This window comes from Clostridium hydrogenum, assembly GCF_021432385.1.
Classification (GTDB): domain Bacteria; phylum Bacillota; class Clostridia; order Clostridiales; family Clostridiaceae; genus Clostridium_S; species Clostridium_S hydrogenum.
In genome coordinates, this window is sequence record NZ_JAEACT010000004.1 from 66,652 (window position 1) to 90,023 (window position 23,372).

The 23,372-nt window shown below is 30.7% G+C and carries 18 protein-coding genes; 6 read left to right on the forward strand and 12 right to left on the reverse strand.

All coding sequences use genetic code 11. From position 1 onward, the window contains the following. Positions 1-24: 24 nt before the first annotated feature. The 5 genes from CUEA01_RS18730 to CUEA01_RS18750 form a co-directional block, all read right to left on the reverse strand. On the reverse strand, positions 25-456 hold the full coding sequence (locus tag CUEA01_RS18730; RefSeq protein WP_234123449.1) for a phage tail tube protein: 432 nt from the start codon (positions 454-456) through the stop codon (positions 25-27). Between the two features lie 14 nt (positions 457-470). Then, positions 471-1,541 (reverse strand): phage tail sheath subtilisin-like domain-containing protein, encoded by a 1,071-nt coding sequence (locus CUEA01_RS18735; RefSeq protein WP_234123450.1) that lies wholly within the window; start codon positions 1,539-1,541, stop codon positions 471-473. 3 nt (positions 1,542-1,544) lie between these two features. Further along, positions 1,545-1,979: a phage tail terminator family protein gene (locus CUEA01_RS18740; RefSeq protein ID WP_234123451.1), complete on the reverse strand. Its 435-nt coding sequence runs from the start codon at positions 1,977-1,979 to the stop codon at positions 1,545-1,547. Further along, a complete protein-coding gene (locus CUEA01_RS18745; protein ID WP_234123452.1) occupies positions 1,973-2,389 on the reverse strand; it encodes a hypothetical protein in 417 nt (138 codons plus the stop codon). The genes CUEA01_RS18740 and CUEA01_RS18745 overlap by 7 nt, the downstream gene beginning before the upstream one ends. A gap of 928 nt (positions 2,390-3,317) precedes the next feature. Next, positions 3,318-3,848 (reverse strand): hypothetical protein, encoded by a 531-nt coding sequence (locus CUEA01_RS18750; protein ID WP_234123453.1) that lies wholly within the window; start codon positions 3,846-3,848, stop codon positions 3,318-3,320. Positions 3,849-4,109: 261 nt separating this feature from the next. Between CUEA01_RS18750 and CUEA01_RS18755 the strand changes: the two genes are divergently transcribed. Both CUEA01_RS18755 and CUEA01_RS18760 read left to right on the forward strand, forming a co-directional pair. Then, positions 4,110-4,466, forward strand: a complete 357-nt coding sequence (locus tag CUEA01_RS18755; protein ID WP_234123454.1) for a helix-turn-helix domain-containing protein — start codon at positions 4,110-4,112, stop codon at positions 4,464-4,466. Positions 4,467-4,500: 34 nt separating this feature from the next. Further along, entirely contained in the window at positions 4,501-4,959 is a 459-nt protein-coding gene (locus CUEA01_RS18760; RefSeq protein ID WP_234123455.1) for an ImmA/IrrE family metallo-endopeptidase, read from the forward strand. Between the two features lie 16 nt (positions 4,960-4,975). On the opposite strand, the gene CUEA01_RS18765 is transcribed toward CUEA01_RS18760, so the two are convergent. Beyond that, entirely contained in the window at positions 4,976-6,625 is a 1,650-nt protein-coding gene (locus CUEA01_RS18765; protein ID WP_234123456.1) for an amidohydrolase, read from the reverse strand. Between the two features lie 171 nt (positions 6,626-6,796). On the opposite strand from CUEA01_RS18765, the gene CUEA01_RS18770 reads away from it, so the two are divergent. After that, complete coding sequence (locus tag CUEA01_RS18770; RefSeq protein WP_234123457.1) at positions 6,797-7,717, forward strand: LysR family transcriptional regulator; 921 nt, start codon at positions 6,797-6,799, stop codon at positions 7,715-7,717. Between the two features lie 117 nt (positions 7,718-7,834). Here CUEA01_RS18770 and CUEA01_RS18775 read toward each other — a convergent pair whose 3' ends face one another. Together CUEA01_RS18775 and CUEA01_RS24760 are read right to left on the reverse strand one after the other, a co-directional pair. Further along, positions 7,835-8,656, reverse strand: coding sequence for an aldo/keto reductase (locus CUEA01_RS18775; RefSeq protein ID WP_234123458.1), 822 nt, complete (start codon positions 8,654-8,656; stop codon positions 7,835-7,837). A 93-nt stretch (positions 8,657-8,749) separates the two neighbouring features. Then, positions 8,750-8,926, reverse strand: coding sequence for an H-type small acid-soluble spore protein (locus CUEA01_RS24760; protein WP_234123459.1), 177 nt, complete (start codon positions 8,924-8,926; stop codon positions 8,750-8,752). 136 nt (positions 8,927-9,062) lie between these two features. On the opposite strand from CUEA01_RS24760, the gene CUEA01_RS18785 reads away from it, so the two are divergent. The 3 genes from CUEA01_RS18785 to CUEA01_RS18795 are packed head-to-tail and all read left to right on the forward strand — an operon-like array spanning position 9,063 to position 11,676. Next, the gene (locus CUEA01_RS18785) at positions 9,063-10,085 is read left to right on the forward strand and encodes an ABC transporter substrate-binding protein (RefSeq protein WP_234123460.1); all 1,023 of its coding nucleotides are present in this window, start codon (positions 9,063-9,065) and stop codon (positions 10,083-10,085) included. 45 nt (positions 10,086-10,130) lie between these two features. Continuing rightward, a complete protein-coding gene (locus CUEA01_RS18790; protein WP_234123461.1) occupies positions 10,131-10,889 on the forward strand; it encodes an ABC transporter ATP-binding protein in 759 nt (252 codons plus the stop codon). Beyond that, positions 10,831-11,676 (forward strand): ABC transporter permease, encoded by an 846-nt coding sequence (locus tag CUEA01_RS18795; RefSeq protein ID WP_407929271.1) that lies wholly within the window; start codon positions 10,831-10,833, stop codon positions 11,674-11,676. Before CUEA01_RS18790 ends, CUEA01_RS18795 begins: the two co-directional genes overlap by 59 nt. Before the next feature lie 415 nt (positions 11,677-12,091). Here the strand turns inward: CUEA01_RS18795 and CUEA01_RS18800 are convergent, their stop codons facing one another. The 4 genes from CUEA01_RS18800 to CUEA01_RS18815 form a co-directional block, all read right to left on the reverse strand. Then, a complete protein-coding gene (locus CUEA01_RS18800) occupies positions 12,092-12,985 on the reverse strand; it encodes a DUF2156 domain-containing protein (protein ID WP_234123463.1) in 894 nt (297 codons plus the stop codon). A 93-nt stretch (positions 12,986-13,078) separates the two neighbouring features. Further along, entirely contained in the window at positions 13,079-13,387 is a 309-nt protein-coding gene (locus tag CUEA01_RS18805) for an ArsR/SmtB family transcription factor (protein WP_234123464.1), read from the reverse strand. Between the two features lie 379 nt (positions 13,388-13,766). Next, entirely contained in the window at positions 13,767-22,391 is an 8,625-nt protein-coding gene (locus CUEA01_RS18810; protein WP_234123465.1) for a GH36-type glycosyl hydrolase domain-containing protein, read from the reverse strand. Between the two features lie 163 nt (positions 22,392-22,554). Next, positions 22,555-23,154, reverse strand: a complete 600-nt coding sequence (locus CUEA01_RS18815) for a tyrosine-type recombinase/integrase (RefSeq protein WP_234123466.1) — start codon at positions 23,152-23,154, stop codon at positions 22,555-22,557. Between the last annotated feature and the right edge of the window lie 218 nt (positions 23,155-23,372).

Here is a 23,372-nt window from a genome sequence, read left to right on the forward strand (position 1 = left end):
AGCAGCTAGCCGACTCTTCTTAATTTACGCTTGTATTGTGTCATAAATTTCATAATCAGAAAAAGTAAAGGGAATGCTTTCTACTGCCATCTTTTTTGCTTCCCAATCTGTTAAAGTTAATTCATCAAAGGTAGCATCTTTTATTGCAATTCTCTCTGTACCTTCACTGTCTGGATCATCAAGCTTAGATATTATTGTGCATACAACAGTATGTCCTTCTTTAATAGCCTCTCCAAGTTTTATAAGCATTCTTGAATTAACCTTATTCATTTTAAGTGTTCCTTTACCTTCATAACCTGTAACCTTATATTTTTTGCCTCTTACCTTACACATCTTAACTTCTTCTTTAGTAAGTGTAACCTTAGCTTGGAGAGCTGTAACTTCACTTATATAATCTCCGTCAATCCAAACCTCTCCCTCTGTTCCTGATATTGTTTTTTGTGAATCATATGCCATAATCAAAATCCTCCTTATATAGTAACGTTAATATTAAAATCTTCCATAGCATCTGTCCATTTTAAATTTGATGCTAAAAATACCTTGTCTTTTGTGTTAGCCTCTTTAATTTCTTGTTCCTTCATACTTGAAGTATCTGTGCCTATGGATTCTAAATAAACTTCTTGAGCATCTATATCGATTGTCACCTTGTTATATTCCGCCAAAGAATTATCAAGCAAACCTTCCACTGCAAGCTGATCATTGTAGCCTTGAATTGCTGCTATAAGCAATATTTTATTATCATAATTATTAGGATATTTTCCTAAGTAAAAATCACTTACGGTCATTTTCACATCGTTATGCCACATATCATTTTTATCTACTATTAAAATTTTCTTAAAATCTTCGCCTTTATTGTCATCAGTAGTTACAAGTGAATTTACTGCTCTGCCTATTTTGCATTTTTCTCCATCATTAATTAATATTAATTTTCCTGCTGCCACTGCATTATCGCCATCTGTTTTTGATAAATGTGGCACATCTTCAACCTCTTTTAATACTGAATAAGTTGCAGATATATTAAGTGGTGTACCAGCTAATATTCCAGCTATTCTTGAACAATACTGTGCTGCTGTATAAGTTTTACCATTAGCAGATATATTATCTGTGTCAAAATCTATTACACCTTCATAATCTGCTGTAGTATGTGGAAGTACTGCTTTTATTTTTATATCCATAGAATCTCTAAGCTGCTTTACCCATGCAACTACATCATCTGTCTTATCTATACTTGGTATTGCCAAATAATCAAATTTTGTTGTTTCTAAATAATTTAAAGCAGCTGAAAAATCTGCTGCATCGGCTGCAACAATATATACAATTACTTTTTCTGGAACATTTTCTCCTCCAATAAGTGCTAACTCTATTTGTTCCTTGTTATCAGCTGTCAAACTAGCTGGTATATCATCTTCGCTTTTAACTATTATTGGATTAACGCTTGGCACTGCATCTTTTAAAACAAGTGCCACAATTCCTCTTTCCCCTCGTCTTATTGTTGTATTTGCTTTATCTTTAAAAGCTATATTAATATTAGGTAAATTCATTTTTTATACTCCTTTCACAATAACCTCTGAAGCAGTCTCTCCAGTAGGCTCTTCCCTTATTAATTCAAAATAATTTATAAAAATATTAAAATGTAGTACAATTCCTGTACCATCATATTCTGTTTGATACTGTGTGTATTCAAGCTTTAAGCTTCTTCCATTTACATCAATAGAATCTCTAAATAAATTTTCTAATCCATCTACTACATCAAAAGCATCATCAGTAGAATTGTCTTTGGGAAAATATTGTACATCCATCATCATAAGTCTTGATTTGGAATTTTTATTTTCCCTTTCACCATTAATAGGAATTAACTGCATAAAAAAAGCAGGTGCTTTAAATCCCTGCTGTATACTTTCATCATATATTGGTATCCCATTATAGTTTTCAGTTATTATTGTTTTAAAAGCATTTCTTATGTCGTTGTATGCTACCATCTAAACTCCCCTTCCCAAAAATTATTTAACCACTGCTTAATTTCTAAATCTAATTCTTCTTTAAATTCCTGCAGGCTTATTTTCATAAAGTGTGTTCCTGGTTTAAAAATTAGATTACCTGTTGTAGTGTCAATTGTCATATACCCATATTCTGCTTTCTTGGCATTTTCACTCGCATTGTAAATTTGAATATGCAAGCCTTCCTCATCTTCCACTAGTGGTCCTATTACAAAGCTTTCTTTTATGCTTTCTGTACTTTTATCATAATTTCCAGCCGGTATTCTTTGGACAACTTTTTCTAAAAACTTATAAGCTAATGCAGCTGCTTCATTTTCAAATTCACCTTCAAAATCTTCATTAAATTTTTGAAGTTTGTTTAGATATTCCTCTATACCATTTATTTCTATCAACACTTGCTCCTCCTTTTTCAAAATTATTAGGTGCTCTTATGCAAATAATTTTTTCTCACCACCTTTCAAGAAGCCAAAGTACAAAGTACAATGAAGGACGATTTTTCTCCGTTAACACTCCAAAAAATCTGAAAACTTATTTTTTTATTGCTGCGCAATGGCGCCATACATGGCGTTCAGCAAAGCTGACACCATTTAAGTTTAAGATTTACCTAAGCAACGTTTATTAATATACAAAGTTTTATTGCACTGCTATTGAAAGTAACTCTACTAAGGTTAAAGAACCTACATGGGCTTTACGCCCAAACCCCTAGCATGTGTATCCTTCACTGTACTCTGTACTCTGTCATCTGTACTCTGCTTTTCAAATTGTAATTTAACATACTATACTTCGCATTTTTGTAATAATTATTGTTTCTGCACTACCCCAAAATTCCGTAGGCACACTAATATTTTTCATTAACTTATGTCTTTGAAATGGAGCACTAGAAAGTAACAATATAGGTTCAAGAATGTTAATAGGCTTACGCCCAAACCTCTGATATGTGTTCTCTCCTTAAACTCATTTATATTGAGAAGTAAGAGCGTTTTGGAACAATTTAAATAACATCTTATAAATCTTAGAGGAATATCCAAACTTTTAGTAGTACGCAACATTATTACATGTTTCAAAAAAATTAATAAGCTTAGGTTAATGAGCCTACATGGGCAAAGCCCAAACCCCTAGTATGTGTACTTAGAACTTTCAATTTGTTTGAACGTCAGTGAGTTATTGAAAGTTCTTAGGATTTTAATAATATTCCTCTTAGATTTATTGATGTTATTTAATGTTCCAGAATGCTCTTACTTCTCAATGTTTTAATCTTATGCTATTAGTATACTATGGTTTACTAGTAAAATCATCCCAACTTCCTCCATAGTTTGTCCACTAAAAATCCAAACCCTGCAAACCAATCCAACCTGCTATTTCTATTATTAGTTTGTCCCTCTTTAAATATGCTGATGATCTAGACATATTAAGTTCGTTAGCTACTTCTTCAACACTCAATCTAGCTTTTGATTTATACTTAAGTTCTATAAATTTTAAATCAATTTCCTGAAGCTTATCTATATTACATTCGATATCTATTGAGGCTTCCTCTAACTTTCTCATTTCCGACTTCAATTCACTTATCCTTCCAAGTTTAAATACCTTCTCCTTCTCTAGCCTTTCAACAGCTCTAACAAATTCTTTTTCAAAATAACTTGTGGTGTCTAAACTTGTTTGAACTTTTTCCCCATAAGTAATTGACTTATATCCTCCTTCGAGCATAACATTATTACCTTTAATATCTTCATCTATTTGTTTAATTTGCTCTTGAAGTTTATGAATTTTTAATTTACTTCCTTCTAATAATTCCTCACGTTCAAAATAGTCATATAATCTGTTTTCAACTGTTTTTAATATATCTTTATTCATTATTTAGCACCCATCCTTTTATATAATTTATTTTATTAGTCTTTTGGAAACAAACACTGCAAAATCATGCTTGGAAAATTATTTTTTCACAGCATTTGTTAGTTCTTTAGAAACTTTTGTATTCAATATATCTCTTTTTTGTTTCCATGTCAATAACATATTGTAAATTTTCACAGCTTTGTGTTCACATTTAGAAACTCACGTGCTATAATTATATGTATAAATATCTTCAAAAATCTTATTAAAGGAGATTTACATGTAATGAGTGAATTAGGTGTTAAATTAAAAAAATTAAGAGAAAATAAAGGAATTTCTATGGATAAAATGTGCAGTGACTTATCAGCCTTATATGGCGTAAGTATAGCTAAAAGCACTATATCCAAATGGGAAAACGGAAAAATGGAACCCACTTTAAACTATGCTAGAATACTTTCTGAATATTTTAATGTAACCTTGGATTATATAACCGGTATTTCAGAAAATGAAAAAGATTGTAAAACTCCAAATACACTGAATACTATAGCCGCACACTTTGATGGGGAAGAATTTTCAGAAGCAGATAAAGAAGATATAGAAAACTTTATTAGGTTTGTACTCTCTAAAAAAAAGAAAAATTAATAATATACATAACGGACATTATTGGAGGAATTGTATGAATGAATCATTACTAAAAGAAATTGAGGAACAAAATTTAGAAATAATTGAAATGAATTTTAAGGGTAATTTAAAGGGATTGTATTGCGATAATACTATAGCAATTGATTCTAGGCTTGACACTGAAAGCGAAAAGAACTGCATATTAGCTGAAGAATTAGGACACCACTATACTTCTTTAGGCAATATATTAAGCACCAATAACATAGAAAATGCTAAACAAGAAAAAAGAGCTAAAAATTGGGGATATGAAAAATTAGTGACACTGTCTTCTCTAATATCCGCTTTTGAAAAAGGCATTCGAAGCAAAAACGATTTATCTGATTACTTAAATGTAACTGAAGAATTTTTAGAATATGCCCTTGCACATTACAGAGAAAAATACGGTATTTTCTGTGAAGTTGACAATTATATTGTTTATTTTGAACCTACCTTAATAATTTTAAAGAGGATATAAAATTATCCTCATAATTTCAGTTATTTCTTTGGTATACAAGCTTTCCTCCCACAATAGTTTTAATTGCTTTAATTGATTGTATTTCTTCAACTGGAATTGTTAATAAATCTTTTGATATAACAACTAAATCTGCAGATTTTCCCTTCTCTATAGAACCTAATTTATTCTCACTACCTTGAGTATAAGCACTCCCCATTGTCCAAATATATAAAGCTCTTTCACGTGATATACTTTCATCTATTCCCTGAACTTCTCCATTTGCAATACGACGTGTTACCATCCATGAAATTGAAATGAATGGATTCCAAGGAACAATAGGTGCATCCGTTCCTCCCCCAACAACTATTTCTTTATCCATTATTGTACGTATTGGAATTGCAGAATTTGCACGTCTCTCACCCCAAAAACTTTTCATATTCTTTCCCAAAAGATATGGATGATTTTGGACAGTAGTGAAGATGTCCAATTTTTTAATTTTATCTAAACTTTCTTTTGTTGGATACATAACATACATAGCAGTCCATCTTAAATCTTTAATTGAGGTAATTTCATTAATTTCCTCATAACTATTAACTACAAATTCTATTGCTGCATCACCTGCAACATGAGTTTGAATTTGAAACCCCTTTTCTGCTACTAACTTCAATATATCTTTAAATTCTTTTTTTCGTGCTTCCCCATCATAAATTTGAATTCCTCGGTATTCTGGATTCAACTGCATTCCTGCTACTATCTCATATGGTTCTTTCATCCAAGCTGCTTCTACACCACCATCAACCATAGTTTTGATTCCACCAATTCTAAAATAATCATCACCTTCTAATGGCTTATATTTTGAGACCGCATGCAAAGTCTCCTCTAAATTCATTACTGGATATAAAGCTTGCGTACGCACTGTTAATTTTTTTTCCTCATTAAGTTTTGAATATATTTCAATATCACTATCCTTTGCCCACGCATCGGTCATCCCTGTAATTCCATAAGAATTCATTTCTTTCATGAAATTTATAGTATTTTGTTTTACTTCAACTTCTGTAGGCTTAGGTATTAAAGTTCTAATTACAGCTGCAGCATTTTCTAATAGAACTCCTGTTGGCTCTTTCGTATCATGGTTCCTTACAATAATTCCACCCTCTGGTTCTATTGTATCTTTGGTTATATTGCCCAATTCTAGAGCCTTGGAATTTACAACAAGTACATGCCCTCCTCTAGATATCATTACAGGATTATTTGGGGCTACTCTATCTAATTCCCATCTAGTTGGAAAACGATTTTCGACTAATTGACTTTCATGCCAAGCACTTGAAGAAATAATCCATTTCCCTGGTTCACTAGCTTTAACACATTTTTCAACTTCTTTGAGTAACTCAGCTATAGTTTTAACTTCTGAAAGAATAAAATTTTTAATTTCTTTAGCACAAAGGCTAGCATGAATATGACTATCAATCAGCCCTGGAATTACAGTTTTACCTTCCAAATCTATAATTTGAGTTTTATGAGCTTTAAATGAATTCATATCTTCATTTTTCCCAACTGCCAAAATAGTATTTCCCTTAATTGCAACAGCTTGTGCTATACTAAATTCTTTATCAACAGTAACTATTTTCCCATTATATAAAATTATATCTGCACAAATTGAATTTTGAGTTAATTTTTCATTGTCCATGTTTATCTCTCCTTTTCAATAAATAATCTGATAAATTTGATATTTTTTATTATTATAGCCTTGATTACTTATAAAAAAAAATATATAATTTCTTATAATTTCATATCAAAATTGTTATTAAAAACAAATCAATTTAGAAGTTGAAACGATTTATCTATTAAAGGAGTTATTATGGATTTACTACAATTGCAATACTTCAGAACCATCGCTAGATTAGAGCACATTACAAAGGCTGCCGAAGAACTTCATATTGCCCAGCCTTCATTAAGCCGTACCATATCTAAATTGGAAGAAGAATTAGGGACTCCTCTTTTTGATAGAGTAGGCAGACAAATTAAATTAAATAGTTTTGGAAAAAGTTTTTTATCCCATGTAGATAAAATATTTAGTGAATTAATCGAGGCAAAACGTGAACTTTTAGATTTGTCTGATATTAAGAACTGTAAAATTTCATTAGCGGTTAACACCAGTATTTTTATGCCTGCTTTATTAAAAAAATTTGTTGATCAATATCCATATATTAAATTTCAACAAACATTAGCTACTACATCAAATATTAGAAATTTATTAGAATCCGAACAAGTGGACTTTGGAATATCAGTCACACCTATCTCTTCCTCAAAGCATCCTAGTATTCAAGAAGTTCCTATAATTAATGTAGAAGCATTTTTAGCCCTACCTCCTAAGCATGCTTTACTTGAATGCAATAGTATATCTCTTCACGATATAGAAAATGAACCTTTTATTAGCATGCCTAAGGGATATGGTCTTCGTGAAATAGCAGACGATTTTTGTTATCAAGCTGGTTTTAACCCAAATATTATAATTGAAAGTAATGAACCTCTTTCAATTATTCGCTATGTAAAATATGGCTTAGGTCTTGCTTTTATTACTCCATTAATATTAGAAATAGATCCAAACCTAGAAATAAACCTGATTAGAATCCAAGATGTAGCTTGCAAAGGAACTATTAACTTATGTTGGAAAAAAGATAGGTATATATCTAAAGCAGCACATCAATTTATGAAATTTGTTATTAACTATTTTCATAATTTAGAAAAGGATACGAGTAAAAATATATATTTGAAATAAATGCTTATCCTTGTATTTCCAGCGTTAAAATTAACGTTACACTATAATTTAAAAAAATAAAGTTCCAGATAGGTTTTTAGCCATCTAGAACTTTATTCTTTAATTTTCTCTATATGCTTAAAATGTTATTTCATCAGGATCTGGTCCTATCCTCGTTTCGCTATTTAAAGCTTCTATTTTCTTCATATCATCTTCTGATATTACAAAGTCAAACAACTCCATATTTTCTTTTATTCTTGATGGAGTAACTGATTTAGGTATAGTTACAACTCCCATTTGCAAATCCCATCTTAAAACTATTTGCGAAATAGTCCTTCCATATTTTACGGAAAGCTCTTGCATAAGTGGGATATTAAATATTTTCCCCTGCATAAGTGGTCCCCAGGCTTCAAGCTGAATTTTATGATTTTTGCAGTATTCATGTACTTCTGCTTGAGGAAATTCAGGATGGTACTCAACTTGATTTACCATTGGCACGATTTCAGCACTTTCCAAAAGCTCCTCTAAATGATGAACTTTAAAATTACTTACACCTATTGCTCTTACTTTTCCATCCTTATAAAGTTTTTCTAAAGCTCTCCAAGTTTCTTTATTTAATGCCTTTGGCCAATGGATTAAATACAAATCAAGATAATCTACACCTAATTTATTTATAGAAGTTTCAAAAGCCTTCAAGGTACTATCATATCCTTGATCACTATTCCAAACTTTACTTGTAAGAAATATGTCCTCTCTTTTAACTCCGCTTTCTTTTATTCCAACTCCAACTGCTTCTTCATTTCCATATACAGCAGCTGTGTCTATATGCCTGTACCCTAGTCTCAATGCCTCTTTAACTGATGCTACCGCTATATCATAATCTTTAACCTTAAATGTACCAAAGCCTATCCAAGGCATTTTTACACCATTGTGCAATGTTGCATAGCTTTTAATATCCATATCCTTCACCTCTCTTAATAAATGTTACTTTATTATACTACATATACTAAGATAATCAAAGAATATTTAGTAACTTTATCCAATATTATATTGTCATTCTTTCAATTCTCTAATATCAGCTTCATACTTTTCATCCGTAATTAAATCCTTTACCAAAATCTTGCCATCTTCCTTTGTGCTAATGCCTTCTAACCATACAGGATTATTCTTATATGTCACCTCTATAACACCTTTAGATTCAAGTATTTCTTCCACTCTTGCTTTATCCACAATAATCTCCTCCTCTTTTTATAATTAGTATTTAAATATAAAAAAATTTTATACTATTTAAATATTTGTACAAAACAATAACTTAAGTACCTTGTTCTTCATATTATGAACTAAGTACTAAATTATGGAGGTTCTCATGAAAAATCGTACTTTAAAAGTTTTATCACTTTTAGCTTCTGCCTTAATGCTTACCACTCTATTTTCAGCCTGCGGGAAAAAAACTGATAAAAATGTTACTAAGGTTAGATTAAATGAAGTTACACGTTCAGTTTTTTACGCACCTATGTACGCGGCTATAAATAACGGATATTTTAAAGAAAATGGAATTAATCTAGATATATCGACTGGTCAAGGTGCAGATAAAACAATGCAGGAAGTTTTAAGTAAAAATGCCGATATAGGTTTTTGCGGCCCTGAACAAGTTATTTATATTTACAATCAACATAGATCAGATTATCCTATAGTTTTTGCTCAGCTTACTCAAAAAGATGGTTCCTTTCTAGTTGGTAGAAAAGAGGAAACAAATTTTGATTGGACTTCTTTAAAAGGCAAAACTATAATTGGTGGAAGACCTGGCGGAGTTCCAGAAATGGCACTTGAATATGTACTTAAAAACAAAGGACTTAAGCCCGGCAAAAATGTAAATGTAATAACAAATATAGATTTTAGTGCTGTTGGTGGTGCCTTTAAAGGCGGAACCGGTAACTATGCTACTCTTTTTGAGCCTACAGGCAGCTTGCTTACTGAAAGTAAATCAGGATATATTGTTTCATCTGTTGGTGCTGAAGCTGGTACCCTTCCATATACCTGCTTTTTCGCTACAAAATCTTATATATCTAAGAATAAAGACGTTGTACAAAAATTCACAAATGCAATATACAAAGGTCAACTTTGGGTAAAAAACCATTCAGATAAAGAAGTTGCAAATGCTATAAAATCATTTTTCCCTGGGACTAATGAAAGCTTACTTGAAAACTCAATAAAAAATTATAGAAGTATAGACGCGTACTGCTCAAATCCTATTTTAAAAGAAGAAGACTTAACCAGGCTTATGGATATAATACAAGGTTATAAATCAGATCTTATAAAAGAAAGACCTTCTTTTAATACAATTGTAAATACAACTTTCGCAAAAGAAGCTGTACAGAAAATCAAATAAATCGTAGAAATTTTAAATGAGAATTAAGAGAAAGGTGATAATAAAATGGATAAAGTTGATGTTAAAAATATTTCTGTTAATTATCATTCATTAATGGCAGAAACAAAAGCACTAAAGAATATATCTTTTTCTATAAAAGAAGGAGAGTTTATAAGCATAGTTGGACCATCGGGCTGTGGAAAATCAACTTTTTTAAATATACTCGCTGGATTACTGAAACCTTCAAGTGGAGAAATATACTTGGATGGTGTTCCAATAAAAAATGTTTCTCCAAAAATAGGCTATATGTTTCAAAAGGATAACCTTTTTGAGTGGCTCACAGTAAAAGATAACATAGCTCTCGGTCTTAAAATTCAAAAAAAATATACAGAGGAAAGTAAAAAAAAGATAGATGAATTTCTAGATAAATATGATCTTAAAGATTTTAAAAATCATTATCCAAATGAGCTATCGGGCGGTATGCGTCAAAGAGTCGCCTTAATTAGAACTTTAATTTTAAATCCAGAAGTTTTACTTTTAGACGAACCTTTCTCAGCCTTAGATTATCAAACACGATTAAATGTTGGCAGTGAAATATGCGGCATAATAAAAAAAGAGGGAAAAACCGCAATTATGGTGACACATGATATCGCTGAAGCAGTTTCAATATCTGAAAGAGTATTAATATTATCCAAACGTCCTGCTTATATAAAAAAGGATGTGCGCATTGATTTAAAAGAAGCCTCACCAATTGAAAGACGTGAAGATGAAAATTTCAGAATTTACTTTGATCTCATATGGAAGGAGATGGATAAAATTGAGTGAAACTGTAGAACAAAAAAAATATATAGCTAGCTTAAAAAAGGAAAAACTAAAAATAAGAATAACAAGAATCTCAATACTGCTAATATTATTTGCTTTATGGGAAATAGCTGGCGATTTAAACTGGATAGATCCATTTCTAACAAGTACGCCTTCTAGAATGGTTAAAAGCCTTATACAAATATACAGTGAAGGAACTTTATTTACTCACATAGGTATAACCTGTTTTGAAACAATTATTGGTTTTATTTCTGGAACTATTCTAGGAACAATTATTGCCATACTTTTATGGTGGTCCACTTTTGCATCAAAAGTATTAGATCCATATCTTGTAGTACTTAATTCCCTACCTAAAGTAGCCTTGGCTCCAATAATTATTTTCTGGGTTGGAAATGGCATGAAGGCAATTATACTAATAGCCCTTTTAATTTCAATAGTTACAACTATAATAACTACATTAAATGGTTTTAATGCAGTTGATTCCGATAAAATAAAACTGCTCCAAACCTTTGGTGCTACAAAATTTCAAATACTTATGAATTTAATAATTCCAGCTTCCATTCCAACCTTAATATCAGCTTTAAAAATAAGCGTAGGCTTATCTTGGGTTGGCGTTATTATGGGAGAATTTTTGGTTGCAAAAGAGGGTCTTGGATTTTTAATTGTATATGGTGGACAAATTTCTAACCTTGATATGGTTATGATGAGTATAGTCATTCTTTCAATTTTAGCATACTTGATGTACTTAATTGTTGACTTGATTGAGAGGAAATTAAATAGAAGATACTAATCTTATGCGAAGTAAGTGTAGTCCAGAATATTAAATAAAATTAATAAGTCTAAGAGTGAAATATTTAAAATCCTAAGATATTTCAATAACTCGCAAAAAACGCTCAAACAATTAAAATATCTAAGTCTTTTAAATATTTCACTCTAAGATTTATTAAAATTTTATTTAAACCATTCTGAACCACACTTACTTCGCATTTACAGTGGTTTAGTGTGAAAATTCCTCCGTACCTACGGAATTTTGGGCTAGTGCAGAAAATTTAATTTTTTACCAAGTAATATTTTAGAAGATGCTAATCGGTATATTAATTAATGAACTTATTTAAACATTGTGAAATAAAGAGGTAGTGAGATTAATCAAAGAACCTTTGGTTCGCAATGTTTATTACTTGTTCATCAGCCCCATGTACTCTGTATTATAAGTTTACACAATATTTTTCTTCAAGTTTTATTGGCTGATATGACATTTTGGCTTTTCTTAGGCCTTCAATGCCTAAATCTTGTTCTCTATTAATATACTCTATTCCACTAAAATAACGCTCAACAAAAGTTTTGTTTATAAAAACATATATTCCATTAACGTCTTTTCTTCCCTTTTCAATATGAACTATAGCCATGTTGTTATTTACAATTTCTCCAATAGTAAATGCAGCCAATTCATTATCTATATAAACAGCTAATCCTTTTAAATTTAATGTATCAAAATAACTTAAAATCTCTTTTATTCCTTCAAGTTCGTAAGTTAAATAACTATCTCCATTATAATTTTCATCATACCATTTTTCAGCAGCTGCAATACACTCTTTTACTACATTTGGTTCGGAAAAATCTTTTACGTTATAATTATAGTTTTTTATAAAATTATTGTAATGATTTTTTTTACCATGCAACTTCTTTCCTGATAAACTTATCAATTTTTCACTTTGATATATATAGTCAAAATTATCAATATCATTCTCAACATCAAATTTTTCTCCATAAATATTCTTAATATCATCTAAAAAAGAATTTTCAACATCTTTAAAAAGATAATCCATATTGTTCTCTTCTTTATATTCTTTTAATTTCTCAACTATTTTTCTTAAATTTTCTTTATTATAACCAATAGGCTGCATAAAATGATATTTGCCTTTAAAATCTTTCTTCTTTATTATAAGTGCATTTTCATATATACAATATTGAATATCGCAGCCTTTTCTCCATATTAGTAAACTAGTAAAAGAATACTCACTAGTTCTAAAATCATATCCTTTTAAATACATATCAAATATACTTTTATCTTCAATAGTAATATTCTTAAATTCCAACATAAAAATCTCCTTAACTTTTGAATATAGCATACTATTGTTCGCTAACAATCGAACAATAAATGTATAATTTATTCTTACCCAATTTTTAAAAAATTATTTCAAAAAATTTCTCACTGCATTTACAGCTTCTAAATTTATTTTGCATGTAAAGCATTGACCATTTCTTGTATATTCTATAAGTCCCGCATTTTGAAGTTCTTTAAAATGATGTGATATTGTTGAACGTGATAATTTCATACAGCAGCATGCTTTTGTAAAACATTTTTCAACTCCTTCATCAAAACAATACTCACTTTCCACATTATTAGTTGTTTCATACCATTCATATAGCATTTTAAAAAGCTTATACCTTTGTTCACACGACAGTGCTTTAAATATTTTTATTAAATCTATATTCTTCATAGTTCTATGGTAATAGAACTATGAAGCTTTGTCAAGTTGATTTAACTAGAATCAAGTTATACTATAATTATTCAGAGTACAACTGACAGAGTACAGAGTACAGTTAAGGATACACTTACTAGGGGTTTGGGCTTAGCCCATGTAGGTTCTTTAACTTAGTAGATGCACTGTCAATAGTAGTGCAATAAAACTTTGTATATTAATAATCTTTGCTACAGAAAATCTTAAAACTTATTTTTGATTGCTTACACACTCAAGTTCCTAATGTTGTTCAGCGAAGCTGACAACATTTAAGTTTAAGATTTACCTAAGCAAAGCGAAAGGTAAATCATCCTTCACTGTACTTTGTACTTTATACTTTGTACTCTGGTTTAATGCTTTATATAATTACCTCCACCTTATGCTCACCATAATCAGAAAATGGTATTACCTCTCCGTCAATTTTACTTCCATCTAGGGTAATTTCCTTATTTCCACCTCTATAAACTTCTATATTATATGTGGCATTTTCATGTCTGTATTTTATACTGTAGCCACTCCAATCTTCTGGGATACATGGCTTTATAGCAAAACCGCGTCCTTCTACAAGTTTCAAACCTAAAATACCGTCAATTCCAATTCTGTACATCCAACCAGCAGTACCTGTATACCAAGTCCAGCCACCTCTTCCTACATAAGGCTGCTTTGCATAAACATCTGCCGCCATTACGTACGGTTCTACTTTATAGGTTTGACAATCATAATAAGATTTAGCATGATTTATAGGGTTTATCATATTAAACATTTTAACGGCTTCTTTACCATGGCCAAGCTTTGTCATAGCATAAATTACCCAAGTTGCTGCATGAGTGTACTGACCTCCATTTTCTCTTACCCCTGGTACATAACCCTTTATGTAGCCAGGTTCTAATTTTGATTCATTAAATGGTGGAGTAAGTAATAAAATTACACCTTTATCCTCTTTTACAAGATATTTTTTAAGAGAACTCATTGCCTTTTCCGCACGTGCCGGCTGTGCAGCTCCAGATATAATGCTCCAAGATTGTGCAAGAGAATCTATTCGGCACTCATCATTTTCAGAAGAACCAAGAGGTGTGCCATCATCAAAATAAGCTCTTCTATACCATTCTCCATCCCAAGCATTTTTCTCAATATTTTCTCTTACAAACTCGCTAAGTTCTCCATATCTTTGAACCCTATATTCATCACCCTTACGTTCACATATACCTTTAAAATCCTTTAAAATTGAATACATAAACCATCCAAGCCATACGCTTTCACCTTTACCTTTATTTCCAACGGTATTCATACCATCATTCCAATCGCCGCTGCCCATTAAAGGTATATTATGAATTCCAAACTTAAGACCCTTTTCTATGGCTCTTAAGCAGTGCTCATAAATTGTCTCTGACTTTTCAGATAGCCTTGCTACATTATATCTTTCATCTTCGCCTTCCCTTAAAGGATCATCTTCAATATAATTAACCTTTTCATCTAAAACAGAGTAATCTCCTGTATTTTTTATATAATCAATTGTTACAAATGGTAACCACAATAAATCATCTGAAAATCTAGTTCTTATACCACTGTTAACTACAGGATGCCACCAATGCTGTACATCTCCTTGTATGAATTGTCTTGAAGCATTTATCAAAATTTGATTTCTTGTAACTTGTGGTTTTATATAGCTCAAAGACATTACATCTTGGAGCTGATCTCTAAAACCATAAGCTCCTCCAGATTGATAAAATGCAGTTCTCGCCCATACCCTGCAGGCTATAGTTTGATACATTAGCCAACCATTCATAATTAAATTCATAGTTTCATCAGGTGTTTTAACAGTTATAGTATGGAGAAGGGAATTCCAGTATTCTATAGTATTTTGAAGTTCCTTATTAGCAGTTTCAAAAGATGAATACTTTTCTGTTATCTCCTTTATTACTTCAATAGACATATCCTGACCAAACATAATTATGAGCTCTTTTTCTTCATTAGGCTTAAGCTCTACTTTAACATTTTCAGAAATGCATGGATCTTCACCACTACCAACATCATTTGAAAGTCTTTCTTTTACCATAAACTGAGGATTTTCTATTTTTCCTCCTCTTCCTATGAATTCTTTTCTACTACCAGTAAAACTTTCATTTTCACCACCAGCTATTTTTAGATAAGCAAAAGCATTACCAAAATTTGTACTGTACGGATTTTGAGCATAAATGAATTTATCATTTTCCTCTACATATGTCGAAACAAATGAAGCTGTATGCTCCGGAACAACCCCCAAAGTAAGTTCTGCAAAATAAGTTAAAGATAACTTTCTCAAAATATTGGTATTATTTTTTAATTTTACAGTTATTATTTTTAAACTTTCAGTCATAGGAACAAACATACTCATAGTTCCTATTATACCTTCTGAGTAATGTTTAAAAGTTGAATAACCAAAACCATGTTCAATTATATAATCATTATTATCTCTAACTGGTTTAGGGCTTATACTCCAGAACTTACCTGTTACTTCGTCACGTATAAAAAGTGCCTCACCTAGAGGATCTGATACAGGATCATTATACCAAGTTGTTAATTTATTTTCTCTACTGTTACTGCTCCAGGTGTATGACGCTCCACTTTCAGAAACATGGAAACCAAATTTGTCATTAGAAATGACATTTATCCATGGTGCAGGAGTATTTTTATTGTCATTTAAGATAATTACATAGTTATCATTGTCATTAAATCCACCATACTCATTAAAAAATCTTAAATTACCTACATCAAATTTATATGGCTTTACCTCATATTCTATCTTTTCAGTTTTTAAATCTGGAATCTGATTAGTTTTGCGTGCTTCCACTTTAACTTGACTTACTAGGAGTCCATTTTCAGGAGCCACAACAAATCTAGCTATACCAATCAAAAATTCTATATAATCCTTAGGCATTTCTGCTCTACTGTACAAAAATACTCCGCCTGATTTGTTTTGCCTATCACGAATATGGCTGGAAGCTATTGTATCCCTTAATGAATCTTGTAATACTTGAATATAAGAACTCTGCTGAAGATTAATAATTACAAGATCCATTTTTAAACCCTTGCTTATTAAATATTCCTGAGCAGTGAGCATCTGCCTTGCAAGACCTATGTCATTTTCTTCCCTCACGATTAAAAGAACTATAGGTAAATCGCCTGAAATTCCATACCCCCATAAATCAGGCTGCGATTTTTTTATGTTTTTAACATACTTTTCCCTATTTTTTAAATTGTCACTTATAAATAATATTCTAGATGCCATTGCTTGAAATATATTTGCCTGTGGCGATTTTATTCCCATATATTTAAGCTCAACCTGTGAATGAGTTAATGCCAATTCAAATGCTCTCTTTATGCTGTGATACCTACTATATTTATTAGCTATACCTATTAACTCCTCTTTAGACTTGCTAATTGCATTAATATAATATATGCTGCAAGTTTTTCCGGGAGCGATTCTTACTTTCTTTCTAATGCTTATTATTGGATCTAAAACATCTCCCACAGTATTTTTAAGAGGATTATTAATTCCTTCCGGATTATATCTATTTTTGCCCCTACCTATAAAGTTTACTCTACTGGTTTCATATTCAACCCTAGATAAAGTTTCCCCCTCAACTACCATACTCTGCATAATCCAATGCCTATCTTCTTTATCACTTCTTGGTCTTCTCGTCGCAAGAATACATTGAGGTTCCTCTACAAATTCTGTGCTAACAAAAAGATTACTAAAGGCAGGATGAACCAAATCTGCATTATGTGGAGCTATAGTAACTTCAGAATAACTTGTTATCTCAATCACTTTTGAAGTATTGCCGTGATTAGTTATTGATATTTTTCTAACCTCCGCATCCTCTTCATTGGATACTGTTATTGAAGTATTTGTTACTAAGCCTCCGTCTCTTCTTTTAAATTCCGCTTTATCAAAAGTAAACATTACCTCATACGAATCACCCTCTGATTTGCATGGTTCGTAAGTTGCACTCCACAACTTTCCAGTTGATATATCCTTTATATAGAAAAACATTCCATTGTCATCCTTGGTTAAATCTTCCCTCCATCTATATAAATCAATATCGCCTTTTCTGCTGTAGCCACTTCCACTATTTGATATCATTACAGAATAGTTTCCATTTGAAAGCAGCTGCACCTCTGGAATTTCTGTTTTTGCAGTTTTAAAGGTTCTTGCTATAATATTTTGTCTCTCATCCTTAAATTCAGCAACTTCAAAAGCCTGCTCTCTATCATATACAACCCTCTTTGGAATTCTTTCCTGCAAAAGAAGTTCCGCAGCCTTAACTCTTGGAAGAGAATGAAATCTTTCTTGAAGGATATTATTATTTAACACATTATCTAATGCCATTAAACTCATTCCTTCATGGTGTACCATAAAACATCTTACTATTGACTTTTCTTTTCCTTTTTCCATTCTGTCTTTTGTGTAATCTATTGCCTCATAAAGTCCATATCTGCCTTCCATTCCTTCTGCAATAAGTTTTTTAATGTTTTGAATTGCTCCAATTAAATCCAATTGAAGAGCCATAACACTTGAATATGGAGATATAACAAGTTCATTTGCAAGCCCTCTTTTTAAACCTATGCCAGGAACCCCAAAGGCCTTATACTGAAAATTTTTATCTACATCAACCTTATAAAATGCAGATTCTGAAATTCCCCAGCAAGGAATTCCCCTGCTTTTACAATACTTTTTCTGACTTTCTACAACTGTTTTATAGGTTTCATTTAAAAGAGTATCAGGATAATTTTTCATTATTATAAGCGGCATAAAATACTCAAACATAGTTCCACTCCAAGAAACTAAGCCCTTTCTACCAGCCACCGATGTCATAGCTCTACCAAGCTTAAACCAATGTGACTCAGGAATATCTCCTTTTGAAATAGCAATAAAGCTTGCTTGCCTTGCTTCTGATGCTAAAAGGTCATAATAACTTTTTCCAAGACTATCACTATCTATGTCATAACCTATTGCAAAGAGATTTCTTTTTTTATCAAATAACATTCCAAAGTCAGTTGAGTTTGCCAAATTTTTAAATCTATCTATTAAATTATTTATGTCGTTTATTAAGCCTTCTATTTCTTTTTTCTGCATATCTAGAAGATCCATAAGCCTAAGCAATGTATCCATTTTATTTGGATTATTTTTAATTTGCTTTGATACATGCATTTTTACTTTTTCTATTTCATAATCAATATCCTTTATTTTTGTACTCATACAAATTTTATTTAAATAATAGATATATTCCTCTTCATCTTTATTATTTAATATAAAATTTAATTCAGGTACAAACTTTTCAATTTCACCTATAAACTTATTACAAACATTTTTAACCTTTAGATTCCAATAAATTTTGTCAGAAGTATATTTCTCTTCTATAGACTTAGCTTTATTTATTACACCTAAAATAATTTTTCTACACCCTACTAAGTCAAAATTATTTTTATCAAATTCATCAAGTATATCATCATAATATGCTTTTAAATCAATATTTTTATTGGCTTCTTCATTTGCAATTTCTATTGTTTCCTTTAAACCATTTTTATATTTTGAATTAATTAAAGGCATATTTTTATAGTCATTCAAGGCACTTATTATAAGCCATAAGTATCCTACAAGATTTCCGCTATCTACTGTAGATATATACCGTGGATTTAGAGGCTGCTTAGTTTTTGTGTCATACCAATTATAAAAATGCCCTCTATACATAGGTAAAGTTTCCATTTGGAAAAGAACTTTATTTAGTCTTTCTACAAGCTCGCCTATTCCAATAAAGCCCAAATCATATGCAACTATATTAGAGGTAAGTCCCATCCCCATATTAGTTGGTGATGTTCTAAAGGCAACACCCTTATCATATTCTTCTTGATAATTATCTGGAGCAAGAAAATTAGACTCTTCATTTACAAAGTCCTCAAAATATGCCCAAGTTTTTCTAGACAATCTTGCTAAAAGTTTTGTATCATGTATATTTATTTTCTCATTATTTAATTTTCTTTCTCTACTAATATAATAAGCAATTGCGGGACTTATAAACCATACTACACAAGATGGGAACATAATTATTCCCATAATTGCTTCTCTTGCAAAAGCAAATCCACCTATTGCTACTGCAATTACACTAGAAGACCACATCATTTTAATATAATAATTTAAGCTTTTTCCTGAGGTTTTTTCAGCATCATCTGCAGTCTGCCATTCAAGCAAATTTCTTCTGCTAATCAAAAGTCTATATAAAGTTCTAACTATAGCATCTAACATTAAAAATGCTTTGTAAGGCAAAAATGCAAATATTAGGAATACTTGCTCAATTACCGTCTTACTATTATTTATTTTTCCAGATAAACTAAGCCCCCTCATAGGAGACGCTACAACCTCAGAAACATCAAAAAGCCATGGACATATCAATGCTAAAAATGCAATACTTAACCATCTATCAGGATTATATGGGAGCACAGTAAATGAACATATAGTTAGAATAATTATACTTGTTGAAACTAAGCTTCTTCTTAAATTATCAATAATTTTCCACCTTGAAAGTGCATTTATGGGTGACTTTTTAAATATCCAGCTTGCTATCTGCCAGTCTCCTCTTACCCACCTATGCAATCTTTTTGAACTTGAAGAATAATATGCAGGATATCCATCCATAAGTTCGATATCTGTTACAAGTGCTGTTCTTGCATATGAACCCTCAAGAAGATCATGACTCAAAACAGTATTCTCGGGAAATTGAGCTTTAAGCATAGTTTGGAATACATCTATATCATATATTCCTTTACCAGTGAATATTCCTTCAGCAAATAAATCCTGATAGACATCTGATACAGCCGTACTATAGGTATCAATTCCTGTTTCACCTGAAAATATACTTGAAAACATAGTTTTATTTGCACTAACTGTACTAATGCTAACTCTCGGCTGCATAATTCCATATCCACGCACTACTTTATCCTCTTTAATAACCGCTTTGTTTAATATATGAGTCATTGCACCAATAAGCTTTTTAGCAGCATTTATAGGAAGTCTTGTATCAGCATCAAGAGTTATAACATATTTTACGTCATAAAGCTGTTCTAAATTTCCACTCATAACATTGTAACTAGTGTTTTTATCTCCCCTTAAAAGAGAATTAAATTCCATAAGCTTACCACGTTTTCTTTCCCAACCCATCCATAAATTTTCACTTTCATTAAATTGTCTATACCTATTAAAAAAGAAAAATATCTCCTTACCATTTGTACTGTATTTTCTATTTAAAGCCTTTATGTGCTTTAATGCAGCTCTATTTATACTGTTATCTGACTCTTCCTTCTCATTAACACTATCTTTAAAATCTCCAAGAAGAGCAAAATAAATATTTTTTTCCCTATTTGCTAAGTAATAAACTTCCATATTGTTAATAAGTTCATCTACTCTATTTTCATTATTCAAAATTGAAGGAATTACAACTATAGTTTTAGCATCACCCGGAATTCCAGCACTAAGCTCCATTTTAGGAACAAATGTAGGTTTTATTAAATGGTTTATACTCCAATTTAATATTGAATTAACTATTTCAGAACATGGAATTAAAATTATTAAACCACCTAAAACATATTTCCATGGCATTACATAATAATCAGTAATATATATTATCCAAAGTATTACAAAATCTAAAAGTAATGTTCCAATAACATTTGTATAAATATATGAAGCAACTCTATAGCGTTTTATAAAATTAAAAGCCCCTCCAATACCATGTTCTGTAAATTTGATTTTTGTTTTCAAAATTTTAATACCATCATCTAGCAAATAATATCCAACATGATTTTTTAAAATATCCGAACTGTTTTGTTCTTTTGCACACTTAATTGCAGCTTTGGCTACATAAGATTCAGGAACTCTCATATACTTAGATAATTTTTCTACTTGATGTCTGTAATAATCTCGAGATGAAAAATCCATGTTGTTATATACATTTGCTGGGTCTTCCTTTAGAACTCTTTCAACCAAACTAAGTTTTTCAAAAGATTCCCTCCAGTTTAATGCTTCCACTTCCCTTATAGCACTTATACAATTTCTCATAGATAATTGAAGTCTTGCTTGCTTTTGATGCTCTAGAATTATCATTTTATTGCTGTCTATCTCTTCAATATTCATTATTTTATCTATATAATCATATATTTTTTTATTTTCCACTCCATTATCCATTAAAACTTTAAGAAATCTTTCCATAAAATGTGTTGAAAAAATATTTTTACCTCTAAACATTTTTTCTATATTTTGCTCATCTAATTCTTTATCCGAAAGATTTATAATTTTATCAGCTAAATCATCTGCTTTTCTTTTTTCCCTTTGCGCAAAAACTATTTTTTCTGTAACACTGCTTATATTTTGAATCAAAGCTATTCTAAGCATTATAGGCAAAGCCCAAAGTTCGGCAATTGTAAGTACTGTATGTTTCTCATATGCCTCTATAAAAGATATTATGGTATTTTCATCTATTTTACCATCAGTATGTGCTATAATTTCAGCTCCAATATGATATATTCTTGGTAATCCTCTTAGCGAACCTTTGTCTATTCTAGGTAAGCTCTTATAATAACTTTCAGGCATATTGTGTTTTATATCTTTATACTCTTTTTCTATTAAATATAAATTATCAAGAAGCCACTCTGCAGCTGGCACTATTTCCTTTTTATTTCTTACATCTCTATCTATATACTCGTATCCCCTTAAAATTGCAGCATAACTTTTATCGAGTCTTTTCATCAAGACCCTCCTGCTGCTGGATTTTTTAGTAACCTTGTGATACTCCGAAAGCTTTTCTGCATGATTACCTAATTTTTCGTTTTCAACATCATCAATATGTGGTACATCATTAAAGAAAACATTTGTCTTATGTATTGATAAATTTATAATCGTATAAGATAGAATTAAAAGCGCAAATATTATTAACGTTAAATACAAATAAGTCATAATAATTCATCCTTTCGGCTACGTACTTTTCAAATTGAAACTATATATCTTAAAAAATCTAACTTAAATTATTATTCCCTTATATTTAAATTTTAAACAAAAAAATAGAACCCTTACTAATTCAAACATTGAAAGGTTCTATAATTCATTCTATTTAGGTATCTTAAACAATTTCCGTTTTTCCCTTAAGCTTTTCATACATTTTATCTTGTTGTTTCGTTGTAAATTGAAAATACACTTCCGTATTAGATACAGATTTATGTCCAAGCCACCACTGAAGTTCTTTAATATCCATATCACATTCTGCAAGATGAACAGCAGTTGTATGTTTAAGTGCATGAAAATGATATTTTGATTTATCTTCAATTCCGGCTAATGAACAATACTTTTTCATTAAGTAATCTAAAGTTTGTCTTGATATTGGATTATTTTTTTGACTTGTAAATAACACTTGCGAATCCGAAACTATATTATTCTCATGTATATATCTGTCTAAAGCATCCTTAGCTTTTTCATCTAAACGCAAGGTATTATTATTACTTCCCTTTAAGCGCATACAATAAATTTGTCCCTTGTCCATATTGTAGTTTTCCAACTTTAGCATTGATATTTCTGATACTCTAAGTCCACATCTATATGCTACCCTAAATATAGCCAAATCACGGATTGAATGTGCAGTACATGAATTTTCTATAGCATTGAATAATGCTTTTGTTTCTTTTTGTGTTAAATATTTAATTTTAACTTGGGCATTTCTTATCATTTCTACATTCCCCTTAGTAAATAATGATACATTATAAATATTTTGTACAATTTTAGTATATTACAATTTGTAGAATAAGTAAATATTGTATATGTAATTTACTTATTATGTAACTTTTATAAAAAAATACGTCTTTTTTAGTGAATTTATTACATTAAGTTCCATATTATTGTTAAAAACTCGTCTTAAAACTATACAAAATATTTATTTTGTTCAAT

What these genes read in the sequence shown, in the direction of transcription:
- CUEA01_RS18730 (WP_234123449.1), bottom strand. Translation starts at nt 456, where the DNA reads ATGGCATATGATTCACAAAAAACAATATCAGGAACAGAGGGAGAGGTT.
- CUEA01_RS18735 (WP_234123450.1), bottom strand. Translation starts at nt 1,541, where the DNA reads ATGAATTTACCTAATATTAATATAGCTTTTAAAGATAAAGCAAATACA.
- CUEA01_RS18740 (WP_234123451.1), bottom strand. Translation starts at nt 1,979, where the DNA reads ATGGTAGCATACAACGACATAAGAAATGCTTTTAAAACAATAATAACT.
- CUEA01_RS18750 (WP_234123453.1), bottom strand. Translation starts at nt 3,848, where the DNA reads ATGAATAAAGATATATTAAAAACAGTTGAAAACAGATTATATGACTAT.
- CUEA01_RS18755 (WP_234123454.1), top strand. Translation starts at nt 4,110, where the DNA reads ATGAGTGAATTAGGTGTTAAATTAAAAAAATTAAGAGAAAATAAAGGA.
- CUEA01_RS18760 (WP_234123455.1), top strand. Translation starts at nt 4,501, where the DNA reads ATGAATGAATCATTACTAAAAGAAATTGAGGAACAAAATTTAGAAATA.
- CUEA01_RS18765 (WP_234123456.1), bottom strand. Translation starts at nt 6,625, where the DNA reads ATGGACAATGAAAAATTAACTCAAAATTCAATTTGTGCAGATATAATT.
- CUEA01_RS18770 (WP_234123457.1), top strand. Translation starts at nt 6,797, where the DNA reads ATGGATTTACTACAATTGCAATACTTCAGAACCATCGCTAGATTAGAG.
- CUEA01_RS18775 (WP_234123458.1), bottom strand. Translation starts at nt 8,656, where the DNA reads ATGGATATTAAAAGCTATGCAACATTGCACAATGGTGTAAAAATGCCT.
- CUEA01_RS18785 (WP_234123460.1), top strand. Translation starts at nt 9,063, where the DNA reads ATGAAAAATCGTACTTTAAAAGTTTTATCACTTTTAGCTTCTGCCTTA.
- CUEA01_RS18790 (WP_234123461.1), top strand. Translation starts at nt 10,131, where the DNA reads ATGGATAAAGTTGATGTTAAAAATATTTCTGTTAATTATCATTCATTA.
- CUEA01_RS18795 (WP_407929271.1), top strand. Translation starts at nt 10,831, where the DNA reads ATGAAAATTTCAGAATTTACTTTGATCTCATATGGAAGGAGATGGATA.
- CUEA01_RS18800 (WP_234123463.1), bottom strand. Translation starts at nt 12,985, where the DNA reads ATGTTGGAATTTAAGAATATTACTATTGAAGATAAAAGTATATTTGAT.
- CUEA01_RS18805 (WP_234123464.1), bottom strand. Translation starts at nt 13,387, where the DNA reads ATGAAGAATATAGATTTAATAAAAATATTTAAAGCACTGTCGTGTGAA.
- CUEA01_RS18810 (WP_234123465.1), bottom strand. Translation starts at nt 22,391, where the DNA reads ATGACTTATTTGTATTTAACGTTAATAATATTTGCGCTTTTAATTCTA.
- CUEA01_RS18815 (WP_234123466.1), bottom strand. Translation starts at nt 23,154, where the DNA reads ATGATAAGAAATGCCCAAGTTAAAATTAAATATTTAACACAAAAAGAA.